Origin of the sequence: Photobacterium kagoshimensis (genome assembly GCF_050337045.1) — a bacterium.
GTDB classification, from domain to species: Bacteria; Pseudomonadota; Gammaproteobacteria; order Enterobacterales; family Vibrionaceae; genus Photobacterium; species Photobacterium kagoshimensis.
In genome coordinates, this window is record NZ_JAKJSO010000014.1 from 147,863 (window position 1) to 160,653 (window position 12,791).

General features: G+C 40.3%; 10 protein-coding genes. 6 read left to right on the plus strand and 4 right to left on the minus strand.

What is annotated here, in order from left to right:
- Positions 1-112: 112 nt before the first annotated feature.
- The 3 genes from L4C35_RS12880 to L4C35_RS12890 are packed head-to-tail and all read right to left on the minus strand — an operon-like array spanning position 113 to position 1,839.
- Positions 113-643: a hypothetical protein gene (locus tag L4C35_RS12880; RefSeq protein WP_428463246.1), complete on the minus strand. Its 531-nt coding sequence runs from the start codon at positions 641-643 to the stop codon at positions 113-115.
- Complete coding sequence (locus L4C35_RS12885; RefSeq protein WP_428463247.1) at positions 636-1,106, minus strand: hypothetical protein; 471 nt, start codon at positions 1,104-1,106, stop codon at positions 636-638. The genes L4C35_RS12880 and L4C35_RS12885 overlap by 8 nt, the downstream gene beginning before the upstream one ends.
- Positions 1,096-1,839: a winged helix-turn-helix domain-containing protein gene (locus L4C35_RS12890; protein ID WP_428463248.1), complete on the minus strand. Its 744-nt coding sequence runs from the start codon at positions 1,837-1,839 to the stop codon at positions 1,096-1,098. The genes L4C35_RS12885 and L4C35_RS12890 overlap by 11 nt, the downstream gene beginning before the upstream one ends.
- A gap of 293 nt (positions 1,840-2,132) precedes the next feature.
- On the opposite strand from L4C35_RS12890, the gene L4C35_RS12895 reads away from it, so the two are divergent.
- The 5 genes from L4C35_RS12895 (at position 2,133) to L4C35_RS12915 (ending at position 10,259) form a co-directional block, all read left to right on the plus strand.
- Positions 2,133-2,897: an EAL domain-containing protein gene (locus L4C35_RS12895; RefSeq protein ID WP_428463249.1), complete on the plus strand. Its 765-nt coding sequence runs from the start codon at positions 2,133-2,135 to the stop codon at positions 2,895-2,897.
- A 101-nt stretch (positions 2,898-2,998) separates the two neighbouring features.
- Positions 2,999-4,621, plus strand: a complete 1,623-nt coding sequence (locus L4C35_RS12900; RefSeq protein ID WP_428463250.1) for a methyl-accepting chemotaxis protein — start codon at positions 2,999-3,001, stop codon at positions 4,619-4,621.
- Positions 4,622-5,042: 421 nt separating this feature from the next.
- A complete protein-coding gene (locus L4C35_RS12905) occupies positions 5,043-6,044 on the plus strand; it encodes a YdcF family protein (RefSeq protein ID WP_428463251.1) in 1,002 nt (333 codons plus the stop codon).
- A gap of 386 nt (positions 6,045-6,430) precedes the next feature.
- Entirely contained in the window at positions 6,431-8,242 is a 1,812-nt protein-coding gene (locus L4C35_RS12910; RefSeq protein ID WP_428463364.1) for an SgrR family transcriptional regulator, read from the plus strand.
- Between the two features lie 385 nt (positions 8,243-8,627).
- The gene (locus L4C35_RS12915; RefSeq protein WP_428463252.1) at positions 8,628-10,259 is read left to right on the plus strand and encodes a methyl-accepting chemotaxis protein; all 1,632 of its coding nucleotides are present in this window, start codon (positions 8,628-8,630) and stop codon (positions 10,257-10,259) included.
- A gap of 98 nt (positions 10,260-10,357) precedes the next feature.
- On the opposite strand, the gene tyrS is transcribed toward L4C35_RS12915, so the two are convergent.
- Positions 10,358-11,629: a tyrosine--tRNA ligase gene (gene tyrS, locus L4C35_RS12920; protein ID WP_428463253.1), complete on the minus strand. Its 1,272-nt coding sequence runs from the start codon at positions 11,627-11,629 to the stop codon at positions 10,358-10,360.
- 128 nt (positions 11,630-11,757) lie between these two features.
- Here tyrS and L4C35_RS12925 point away from each other — a divergent pair, with 128 nt between their 5' ends.
- Complete coding sequence (locus L4C35_RS12925) at positions 11,758-12,588, plus strand: response regulator transcription factor (protein WP_428463254.1); 831 nt, start codon at positions 11,758-11,760, stop codon at positions 12,586-12,588.
- Positions 12,589-12,791: the final 203 nt, after the last annotated feature.

Sequence of the window (12,791 nt, forward strand, 5' to 3'; positions counted from 1 at the left end):
CGATGGTTTAATATCGCGATTGAAAGCACCGCGTCGTATTTCATCTGATGTACGCGCGGTTTTTTATATCGAGAGGGTAGCGGTTAACGGCTATAAAGCGCTGTAGTTACGGCTAAATCGCATTGTTATAGAGTTCTCTAAATGCAGTTAACAACTTGTATTGGCTGGAAAAACCTTCGTTATTTATTTCCCAGCTCGTTAAAGAGGTGATTTGATAAAATGTAATCGCTGGCTGAGTGAGAAGTTTGTTAATAATGACATAATTGCCACTATCGGTCGTGGGCTCTAGAAAGCTAACACCGTCACGGCTTGTAATTTTAGTAAAGCGAACATCGTTACCATCGACTTTGAAGATATCTAAAAAAGCATAGTGCTCTTTCAAAGAGAGTAAGGATTTGTCTATAGAGCAGTCAACGGGAAGTTCTAGCTTAAGCACAAAACTGATCCTGTCTGGTTCAGCTAAGACGATAGGAACAAAGCATAAATCAGAGGAGCAAGAAGCACTTCCGACGATCATATTGGGTGAATGTGTGTCGATAGACCAGCCTGAACGCGTTATGCTCCCTGATTCTGGCTGAGCCCAAATGCTTGTTGGCATCCATGAAACCAGGGCAATTAAAGTAAGTAAGAGATGCTTATTCATCAGAGGCTCCAAAGCAATAAGTGCCTAGTTGGTTAGAGCGAAAACAAATATCGCCGTTAGTATCGTTTAACACATTTAACTGGTGACTTGTCCCATAGCCGAGAACACGTGCAAATTCATTATAAGCTCTCACCTTGCACGCTTTTTTAGGGTGTTTAACCGCCACCTGACCTTGCGTTAGCGTGATCGTTTTACTCAGAAAGTGTTGATAGTAATTGTAAGTAGCTGAAACATCGCTGCCCATACAAGAATCATCAGGGCTAACATTGCTCACTTGTATTTTAAGCGTATGATCTTTTATATCTAATTTAACCTCTGCAAGGCTATACCCATTTATATTAATATCTTTAATAGTTGTAATATAGTGGCCTCTATTGATTTTATAAAATGAAATCCAATCGTGGATGATGTAAATATTTATTGATATGAGGGTCAAGATAATAACTTTATATTTAAGAACCATAAGAGCAAAAATCTATTAAGTCATGATTGTGTTGTAGATTATCGATGAAGGCATTAATGGAGTAGGTGGTATTGATTCGATCATTGTTAGCCTTACATGATAAGTAAACTCTATAATTATTGATACTAAAGCTAAGGTTGTCTGACGATTTGTTGAAAAAATCGTGGTCCCAACTTGAAATATGGTAATCAGCATCTACTTCTTCATTGAGGTATATGAGCGAATAAGATGAGGTGTTGCTTCCATTTTTGTGAAAATATTGAAAAAAAACCATAAATTGTAAGCTGATGATGAAGAACATAGTCAGCTGAAGTGTTATTTTATTCTTTAACAGACGAACATGATTTTTTTTAGTTGTAATTTCTTTATTGTCATCAATTTTATATGTTGTGGTATCTGTAGAATTTACAACGATCTGCCACTGACTTGATATACGATAGCCTACTCTAGGCGTAGTGACGATTAATTGAGTAATACCAACCTTATCGAATTTCTTACGTAAAGTTGATACCACTTGTGTCAAACTTTTGTCGGGATCTGAGATCACTCGCCCCTCCCATAACTGTTCAATGCAAAATTGTCGAGTGACAGTTTTATGATTCAACAGTAATTCGAATAGCTTCCCTTCTATAATGGTAAGTGTGATTTTATATTCGTCATTGATAATGATTTGGTACGGATCGGCACATAACTCAATAGAGTTATTCTCATTGATAATACTTATGCTGTCCATTTTATATTAGCCACTTTTAATCGGCAAAATTTGATGTTGCTATTATTAACAAGCCTTAAAGTTAAATAAAGTTAAATAAGGCTAAATGATTATTTTTCAGTCTTTAACTGTACATAAAAAAACTAAATAAGTGTCAAACCGACAAAATGCATCGCATTTTATTACTTTCTATGGCTGTTTTAGCAGATGAACATCACAAGTTTTGGCTGTGTGTTATTTGTCTTTATTTAACATGCTCTCGCTGTTCTGCTTCGGTAATCTTGCCCTGTTTTTATACCAATTAAGGATATGGCGTGATATTGACTAAACCGAGAAAATTCATCTTAGAGGGTGAAACCCATGCCCCAGCCATAAGTGATGACCTCAATTTCTCTTATCGCATTGATGCAAAGGACAAGCAGCTGCGCTTTACCCCAGTTGTGCAACAAATTCATAGTTATACAAAACCGTCAATTAACCGTTATGAAGTGTTTTTTAGGCCAGAAGGTTTGTGTACAGAAGCTTTCTATCAAGAATTAAGCGATGAAGAGGCCTGTTTCATTGCAAAGAAACAGTTGAAGTGGTTGGTTCGATATATTGACGTTAAAACCAGCAATACAAATTTACTGGTTGATGAGCTTTTTGTGAATGTCGATCCTGCTGCTTTATCTTCAGTCGTTGCTGATATTATCTTGCTGCGTGATGTATTAGCCGCCCGTAATGTGAAATTAGTGATTGAGATAACAGAACGAAAACCTGAGGCATTAAATGTAGCACTCATTCAAGAGATGCATGCTTACGGAGTTTTGTTTGCATTAGATGACTACTGTTTTAATAACGACGTTCGACACGGTTTACTAACTGAGCATTGCATCGCTTTTATTAAAGCGGATGTTGCTAGTATTCGTGAGTTAATACATCCATCAATTGAATTAAGAAAGTATAGCAATCAAGCCTTAATTATTGAAAGAGTAGAGTCAGTGAATGACATTGATATTTGCCTTCAGATTAAATGCGAAGGTATTCAAGGTTTTTACTTAAGCCATGCTGTAGATATTGACAGTATTTATGCTTATTAACGCCGAAATATCTTGGCTAATGACAACTGCAGATTGAGTGATAGTTGGTATTTTATATACCTTCGTCGAAATAAAAATAGTATAGCGATACTGGATTTATAATGTTTAAAAGAATAACCGTCGTACTGATAGTCTTGCTGACTATCTTTGTATCTTTGATGATTTCGTATAATGCATTTTCGATGTTTGATTCAATGCGAGATCAAAATAAAGTCAGAGTTGAACAAATCCTACAAATACAAAGCCAAGTTGTTAATAAGTTAGAGTTGTTAGCAAAAAATGGTGACTTATCTGAGGAGAAAGCGAAAACCGTGGCGCTTGAGATATTACGAGGCATTCAATACTCAGATAATGAATATGTATGGACTGCAACACGTGATAATCAAGGTTTATTGCGATTTATTTCTGCACCATCAGATCCCCAAATTCATGATAAGTCTTTTAGTGAAATTGTCGGTGAACAGACAGAGCTTGCGCTGATGTCTAATATGTCGGATAAAGCGAGTAATACGCCAGTCAATTATGTTTGGCAGTCTACCAACGGTGATGTCACAACCGATATTAATAGCGTTGCAATCAAAACCGATGATTGGGGTTGGTTCTTAGGTAATGGTGTACAAGATCATGAAATAAAAGAAGAGATCAAGATTACGTTAGGCTACAACATGGCAATTACCTTCCTGCTGTATGTGAGCGTAGTTGCGATTATGTACTTTGTAATTAAGCATGAATTGAAAGGGATCAGCCCAATTACACGCTTTATTGGTGCAATGGCTTCCGGTGATTTTGAACGATTGAAGATGACAAAATCAGGGAATGAGCTAGATACAATAGCGAACTCACTGGAAGAGCTCCAGCTTCGTATTCGCTCTATCGTATCGTTATCTGCCCATCATATGTCGAGTATTCAAGAGAGTCAGCAACGCCTGACAGATATCGTAGAAGTTAACATCGAGAACTCTGAATACTCATATACCGAAATTGAACAAGTGGCGACCGCCGCAACAGAGCTATCAGCGACTGCAGCTGAGATAGCACTAAATGCGCATGAAGCGGAAGATGCAGCGGTAACTGCAATAGAAGTAATAGAAGAAAGCAGCAAGATGATCATTCGCGCGGAAGAGATCACATCCCAAGTGAATGATTCGATTCTTGCATCATCTGAGATTATTCATGGATTACGTAATTATTCTGAAGATATCGTATCTGTGATCCAAGTGATCAACAATCTATCAGATCAAGTGAATTTACTGGCACTTAATGCGGCGATTGAAGCGGCAAGAGCGGGTGAAGCAGGACGAGGTTTTGCTGTTGTAGCCGATGAAGTACGATCATTAGCGGGGAAAACTCAGCAAGCGACTGTAGGTATCCAAGAAATTATTGATAACTTACAAAAAAATTCAGTAGAAGCCGATGTGAGTATGAAAGACAACGTGACGATGGTGATTGAATCTAAGCAGATAATTACGGATTTTACTTTTGCTTTCGAAAATATCTCCGCAAAAATTGGTGATATTTCAAATGTAAACGCCTTGGTTGCAACGGCAACGGAAGAGCAATCGTCTGTGACGAAAGATATTTCTGAACGGATCGAAGGTATCAATAGTGCGGTTAATACCAATGTTGATAATAGTAAGGAAACCTCTTTTATCAATAATACGATCACTGCCTCTGTCAGTGAACTAAAGGATGAGATGAGTTTTTTTAAAGTTGCCGAATGCTGATTGTTGAAGGTCTTTCCATTGTCCAAAAAGTCTCTACAAGAGTCATTTTCTATAATGGCTAAAAAATCTATTACTAGATACGGTTATTTTTCACTCGACTCTATCGTGCAATGTAGAATTAAACACAGGGATAATAAGCTTCAGATAAACCTTGCTACTAGAAACAAGCTAGTACCTTTTAGTTGTAATAAACAAAGCAAAAAATTGGATGTGCTTACTAAGAAGCACATTGAATCTGAAAAGACGATCCCAGTTGAACCAACGACTCGTCGAGTTTCTAGCTATCGATTTGCAAGTATCTGGAGTGAGGTGTCTTTATTGACAAAAAAATTAAGTTTCAAGAAATAGAAGAGCTAATAAAAAATATTTTAGCCACATATATATTTGCTAGGTGATTTCATTCCAATATAAAAGGGAAGTCATGTTCAAGAAGTTATGTTTATTAATGCTTACAGCTGTGTCTATTACCGTAAACGCGACCAGCGGTATAACAATAGGTAATCGATTAGATAACCTTAATGAGGTAAGCATTTCTGATGCGCAGATTAAAACACAGATTGAAGCGGGGGATTTTGAATCGGTTTTCAGCCTCTATCGTGAACTCAATCAAGAAAAAATGAATATTGAAGGGGTTAATCAAACCATTAATGTTGACGAGGTTGCGAGTAAGCTTGCATCAGTCCAACAAGATGTAATAAATGAAGCCTATGACACAATCAAAAGTAACACGGGTAGAATACTTCCTATCGATCCAAACTTTGTGCCTTCAGGGCTGATAGTGTTAGGAGCGACACCTAAACTCGGTATTTTGGAAAGTCGACTCGATCAGGCTTATCAACTTGCTATGCTTTATCCTACTATCCCTGTGGTTGTTTCAGGTAAAGGGCGAAAAGCAGGGGAAGTGGAAGCCGACTATATGTACGACTATCTTGTGTCTAAAGGGCTGGATAGTCAGCGAATATTTCAAGAAGTCGAATCTGAAGATACTGTGGGTAATGCGGTCTTTACCTACTTTAGGATCGATCAGGAGCCTGTACTTCAAAATATAAAAGATTGGTTGATTGTCACCAATAATTATCATGCGATGCGGGCGTTATTTAACTACGCTAGGGTGTTTCCTATGAACATGCAGCTTGCTGTTTATTTAGCACCTTTATTGCCAGAGGGAGTGGTTAACCCTGATGAGGATAAAATCCTTAAAGACTTAGTAGCCAGTGAGATCGGTTCTGAATCTAATCAGCAATTTTTACAGCTATTGAAGCTGACTTGGTTTGATTCGGTGAGTCGGTTATTTATTGGGAAAGATATTACCAGTCAGCCATGCTCAATTCTTACAGAGATGCTGCTTCATCATACACTGTACAAAAATAAGCCAGAACCGCTTACGTTAAGTTTCCAATGTGTAGTGCCCATGAGCAGTTAGCGTCGCGCTAGGCTGTTGGCGTAGATGTGGAAAGAGGTGTGACAATAAAGGGAAACCGCTGTGTGCCATGATTAAGCACTCAGCGGTTTTTTTGCCTGTTATTCGACAGGGAATAACATCTGATTAAAGCACGCCTTATTGGGGGGAAGTCGGCTTATTCTCACTCAGGGCAAAATGGGGAAGGCAAGCGCGATATGTTCGATTTTCATAATCGTTCCTCTATGAACTGAATCTATTATGGGGTTAAAAGTAGGAACGAAAAAGAGTGTGATTTTTATTATTAAGTGCCGTATTTATGATGAATTGGCGCGACAATATAGGAAAATTCTCGATAATTGCCTAAAATACGGAAAAAATAAAAAACGAAGGTGCTTGTTTTGCAGGAAGTGAAACTATTTCGCTATTATTCACGGCTGATTCCACTCGGAGCGAAAGAAGAGCTCTCGCTGACACTGAGTGAAGTTGCTGATAAGTTGAGCTCTAGTTTGCGCCATGCCCGTAATTTATTGGGGCAAATGCAAGCTGTCAACTGGCTAACGTGGCAACCAAGCGTCGGTAGAAACCAACGTTCAACATTGACATTGCACCTGGCAGCAAAAGAGTTGCAGCAGATCATTGCCTTACAGTTTGTAGAGCAAGGCTATTATGATAAGGCCTTAGAGATGCTAGATGGCAATCAGCAATGGTTTGGATCCTTGCTAAAGGATACATCAGGGGCGACACAACGCTCTGGTGAGTTGCATTTACAGCTTACCTATTACCGCCCGTTTAGCCGTATTGTGCCCCATGAACCTCAGCGTAATAGCGAGCGTTTTTTCTTGCGTCAGATATACAGTTGCCTCGTACGCTGCGACGCTCATGGTCATATCGAAGCAGATCTTGCCCACCATTGGCAACATGATAGTAGTGGTAAGTGTTGGAAGTTTTATCTCCGCCGAGGGTTAACGTTTCATGATGGCAGTGAAATTACCGCACCGTTGATCGCACAGTTAATTACCCTGCTACAACAACAGCCTGCTTATCAGCAGGATTTAGAACATCTCGCCGCTGTAACGGCAACCCGAGACCATACGTTGGTTTTCGAATTGACCCAAGCCGACTTAGGTTTTGCTGGCCTACTGGCTGATCCAAAATATTCAATCCAGCCACCTAATCAATTATCGACAAGCTCAAAGCGTGCAATAGGCAGTGGCCCTTTTCAAGTGGTGAGCCACACCAAAGAAAAGTTGCACTTACAAGCCTTTCCGCATTATTACGCCTGCCGTGCTTTAACTGATGAAGTCACGATTTGGCATGTTCCAACTTTTAATAAAAAGAAACTTACCTTAGATGGTGAAGCGACTACGGTGATTAATGATGATTTCCCTGAATTGCCAACATGCCGACAGTATTTACAGTGCTTAGACAGTAATCAAGGCGAGGGGACTGTTTTAGATACCAATCGAAAGGCTTCAGGGTACGATCAAACCAGCTTGATACAGTCTGAAATGCAGCGCGCTTTGTTAGAGCACGGGTGCGTGTATCTTGTATTTAATCAGCGTCAGTCAGTATTGACGGAAGAGCAACGCCATTGGTTACGCGCGTATTTAGCACCCAAAGAGATACTGCATGCCGTCGGTACGACAGAAGAGCTTCAAGGGCTGCAAGCCGCCACTAACCTTTTGCCAATTTGGACGGCGGTGTTTACACCTCTCGCACATGCCTGCTCTTTACCCAAGCAACTATCTATCGCGCATTACGATCAAAGTGATTTGCGAAATGCAGCACAGGGGATTGCTAAGCTACTGGAAGACAAAGGTGTGGAAACAGCAACGGTGGGGTATAGCTATGAACAACTTCAGGCACATATCCGCACAGATTCAGTACGAGAGGATTTGGTTTTAACCAGTACTAGCCTTGATGATAATCGTCCTGCATCAGCATTTAGGTGGCTATATGCCGATCCTCTGTTAAATAACCTATTATCGCCCGCACAAAGAGAGTGGCTAACCTCACAGTTAGTGTCGATTCGGCAATCCACCCAACTCGATGCCTATTTATCAGCAATAGAACCGCTGGCAACAGCGATGATTAACGCTTCTTGGCTAGTCCCCTTATACCACCACAAGCAAACACTGCGTTTTCAAGATGTTTTACAAGGCGTGGCAATAACAAATTGGGGCTGGCCTGAAATTAAAGATGTATGGGTTGAGAATTGAGTTCGCTTTGCACGTGAAGATTACAATCATTGCTGGTTTTGATTTATCAATCAAGACCAGCTCAACGTTTCTTAATTATTAAATCAAAATGCGCACTTTAAAAAATAAAGCGTTAAGGTTTTATAAATTAAGCGGGGTGTTATAATAAATCTTTGAACTAAAGTCACAAAAACGTCAGCTAAACCGCCTCATATTTTATAAAATCCTTGCCTTGTTTTAGTCACTGAATTTTGACGTTATTTATTTACATTCACATGTAAATAAATACTTACAGTACGCCGTTTTATCTTTGCTTGATTATTTGACACTTATACCGTCATCTATATGATATGCCGACTTTGTACCTCTCATTTATATTATTTATTTTCTATAAGGTTCATTAATAATGCATTATAAGAACTTGTCTGTAGGGAAAAAGATTGGCGTTGTCTTTTTTTCTATTGGTCTAGCTGTTGCTGCACTAGGCTATTTTTTAATTTCAGAAATAGCAGCGATTAAAGATAATCTGTTAGACATAACAGACGGTACTATGCCAAGGATAGTACTGGTTCAAGATCTACAAACAGATATTGCCTCGCTGAGAATGGATGAATTCTTCCTGTTATCAAACAGTAACAATGATCAAGTGGGAACAGTATTAGCCAACATTGAAAAAGCGAATAGTAACGTTTCTGCTAAGCTGACGCAGTTCCAGTCAATGTCGATCACGCCAGAGTCTCGTAATCAACTTCAAAGTGTTATTAAAGACTGGGATATATATGTATCGAGCAAGAATGGTTTTTCATCAGCAATTAAAAATAAAGAGATAGCTTACGCTAACAAGATTGCCTCAGATTCTTATCAAGCGTTCAATACTCTTCAAGGCTCTCTCGATAAGCTATTAAATTTAACTCATAAAGAAAGCATGAGTGAAAGGGATCAATCATTAGATTTTGTTGAGCAGTCGAATACATTTGCGTTAATTGGTATTTTTGCACTTATTGCTTTTATGGTTGTTATGAATAGCTTCTTGACTCGCCAAATTTGCTCACCGTTATCACTTGTGACCGTGTTGGCGGGTAAAATTGCAGCGGGTGATCTGACTCACCGTTTGAACAGAGAAAACATTGGCAATGATGAACTTGGCGTATTGGCTGATTCATGTATCAAAATGCAAGATCATTTACGTGACTTGGTGAATGATATTTCAAGCTCTGTTACTCAGCTAAGTGCTGCTATTGAAGAGGTGAGTACGGTTTCTACGCATGCATCGGATGGTATGAAGCACCAGCAAGATGAATTGACAATGATTGCGACTGCGATGAATCAGATGCAGTCCACGGTGCAAGAAGTTGCGAATAATACTGAAGATGCTTCTAGTGCGGCCAATAAAGCGACCGAAGATGCGAATGAGAGCACCCGCGTTGTAACCAAAAACATCGAAGAAATTCAACGTGTCGCAGCTGTTATTGAGCATGCGGGTGAAATGGTTAATCAACTAGAGCAAGATTCCGCCAGTATCAGTATGGTCGTTGATGTGATCAGCGGTATTGCAGAGCAAACAAACCTCCTTGCGTTGAATGCTGCGATTGAAGCGGCTCGTGCTGGCGATCAAGGGCGCGGCTTTGCGGTAGTGGCAGATGAAGTTCGCACTTTAGCAGGGCGTACGTCTGAATCAACCAGCGAAATCATTGCGATTATTGAAAAGCTGCAGCAACGTGCCAAAGACACCGGTGAAGCGACCAAGGAAAGTTGTGTGCTGATCCAATCATGCGTTGAACAAACAGAGTTAACCGGTACACATATTTCACAAATCGAAGGTGGCGTAAACCAGATCGCAAGCATGAACATGCAGATCGCAAGTGCATGTAGTGAACAGACTTCTGTTACTGAAGAACTCAGTCGCAACGTCGAGAATATTAATGAATCGTCGCATAGCGTAGCGGCAGGGGCAGAACAAACCTCACAAGCTTGCGTAGAGTTAAGCCAACTTGCAACAGGCTTACAGGGAATGATCGGTCGTTTTAAAATTGTGTAACTAATATCAAGTCAGCACTTATTTATCTGCATACACTTAAAGCCTTACTGCATTCAGTAAGGCTTTTTCTTTTATGGCTGTGAATGGGAATTGTTTATTTAATTCTCAATACGCAGTAGGTGAAAGTGTTTTTTACCCCTACGTAAGACTAAGTATTGCTGTTGTAGTGGTAAGTAGGTGCTAAGGTCATCAGAAATAGCCGTTTCGCCATTAATACTGATGGCGCGATTAGCCATAAATTCGCGCGCTTGACGGTTAGACGATGCAAGCCCAGATTTTACTAACAGCGCAGGCAGTGACAGAGATGGATCCCATTTACTGCATGGTAAGCCATCCAGCGCTAATTGCTCTAGTTCAGCAAGTGTAAGTGAGTGTAAATCACCTAAGAAAAGGGCTTCACTAATACGCTGTGCTGAATGTAGCGCTTCGTGACCATGTACTAGCATCGTTAATGCTTCTGCCAGTATTTTTTGTGCTTGAGGTTTCCCATTTCGGGCTGCATCTTGCTGTTCAATGTCAGCAATCACATCAATACTCAAGAAAGTGTAGTAACGCAAGAAGTTGTATACATCAGCATCGGCGCTGTTTAACCAAAATTGGTAAAAGCTGTAAGGTGATGTTTTGGCTGGGTCTAGCCATACCGCACCACTTTCGGTTTTTCCAAACTTTGTGCCATCAGACTTGGTGATTAACGGTAAGGTTAAACCAAAGACTTTTTGTTGGTTCAAACGGCGAGTTAAGTCGATACCGCTGGTTATATTGCCCCACTGATCGTTGCCGCCAATTTGTAAGCTACAGTTGTGGTGCTGGTTAAGGTGTGCAAAATCGTAAGATTGTAGTAAAGAGTATGAAAACTCAGTGAATGAGATCCCTTGATCGGGGCGATGTAAACGCTGCTTTACCGACTCTTTGTTGATCATTGCATTAACTGAAAAGTGCTTACCAATATCTCGGAAAAAACGGATGATATTCATACCTGAAATCCAGTCGGCATTATTGAGGATCTCAGCTGACGTTGAGTGTTCATCCGTTAAGATATGCTGGATTTGTGCGCCTAGATCATCGACCCATTGATTCACGATTTCTTCGCTGTTTAATACTCTCTCATTGGCTTTAAAACTGGGGTCGCCAATCATGCCTGTTGCCCCACCAACTAATGCGACGGCCTTGTGACCTGCAAGTTGGAAGCGATGAAGCATGAGTAAAGGAACCAAGTGGCCTATATGTAGGCTGCCTGCTGTTGGGTCAAAGCCACAATAGACGGTACGTGACTCAGCCAAGTGTTGCTGTAGCTCCTCGCTGTTAGAGGCTTGCGCAATTAGGCCACGCTGTTGCAATTCATTAAATAAGTCTTGGTTGATAGTCGACATATTGATTCCTGTAGAACGAGATATGCCGCTATCCTGACGTGAATTACCTCACTTTTGGTTATCCCTATAGGGATAGAGAGGGCATTTTGTTATGCTAAGCGACTTGTTTCTTTGTGTGAAAGAAAGCGATGAACAATACGACATGGTTAACAGCCTTAGCTCAAACCATCAATGCGCAGAATAAAGCAAACTTTGCCTCGACATTGGTGGCATTGATCCGTCTGCATGTTGATTTCGACTGTGTTGTGATCTTGGGGTATAACCGCCAGCGTCGGCCTGTGTATCTGTACGATGCAATACCGAAAAACAGGGAGCTATTGTTTCAGCATTACCTGAATCGTTCTTATGTTGATGACCCTTTTTTTCGTGCTTTTGAAGAAGGGCTGGAACAAGGGGTGTATCGGCATGATGCATTGGCTGCTAAGTTGGGAATAAACCCTGATTACATTAATGATTTTTATCAATCGACGGGATGGAGCGATGAAGTTGGGTTTGTGATCCCACTCGACACTGACAGGTGCGTGGTGATCAATCTTGGTTATTTACAAGGTAAAGCTTCTGGGCTGCTCTCGACGGAGAAAAAAAAGCAAATACAGAGCCTGCATCAAATCTATGACGTTATTGCTGCGTTAACTCGACAGCATTGGTTGAATCAATCTTTTTTATTGGCAGATGCCCCCGTCAATAATGCGCGTATTCGTTATGCCGTGGAGCAAGCAATCAATGAATTTGGTCAAGCTGTTCTAACGGAGCGTGAACATGATGTACTGAAATTAATCGTGCAAGGTTTTGATTCAAAAGCGATAGCTGAACAGCTAAATATTGGAATGGGAACGGTGAAAAATCATCGTAAAAAAATATATGCCAATTTGAACGTTGCATCTGTTAGTGAGTTGTTCGGGTTATTTTTGAATTACTTGATCACGGTAGATGCCGCTGATCGTGCTGTGGTGGAATAGGCTTGTTTAATATTGAATCGATTGGGTTCGTTGTTGAAATCGCCGACATTAGATGTGAGTTCATGATGGAGGGAAGTCGAGGATACATCGCAAATTAATATCTATAACGAATACAGTGAAAGGTGTAATATAGCGTTTGGTTTGATCAAATCTCTGGTGTGATAAGCAGCGAATGGTCATGAAAATGCTTCAGTGAGTAGATC

Excerpts from the sequence above, each read along its gene's own strand:
- L4C35_RS12925 (WP_428463254.1), top strand. The coding sequence starts at position 11,758 with ATGAACAATACGACATGGTTAACAGCCTTAGCTCAAACCATCAATGCG.
- L4C35_RS12885 (WP_428463247.1), bottom strand. The coding sequence starts at position 1,106 with ATGGTTCTTAAATATAAAGTTATTATCTTGACCCTCATATCAATAAAT.
- L4C35_RS12915 (WP_428463252.1), top strand. The coding sequence starts at position 8,628 with ATGCATTATAAGAACTTGTCTGTAGGGAAAAAGATTGGCGTTGTCTTT.
- tyrS (WP_428463253.1), bottom strand. The coding sequence starts at position 11,629 with ATGTCGACTATCAACCAAGACTTATTTAATGAATTGCAACAGCGTGGC.
- L4C35_RS12880 (WP_428463246.1), bottom strand. The coding sequence starts at position 643 with ATGAATAAGCATCTCTTACTTACTTTAATTGCCCTGGTTTCATGGATG.
- L4C35_RS12900 (WP_428463250.1), top strand. The coding sequence starts at position 2,999 with ATGTTTAAAAGAATAACCGTCGTACTGATAGTCTTGCTGACTATCTTT.
- L4C35_RS12890 (WP_428463248.1), bottom strand. The coding sequence starts at position 1,839 with ATGGACAGCATAAGTATTATCAATGAGAATAACTCTATTGAGTTATGT.
- L4C35_RS12905 (WP_428463251.1), top strand. The coding sequence starts at position 5,043 with ATGTTCAAGAAGTTATGTTTATTAATGCTTACAGCTGTGTCTATTACC.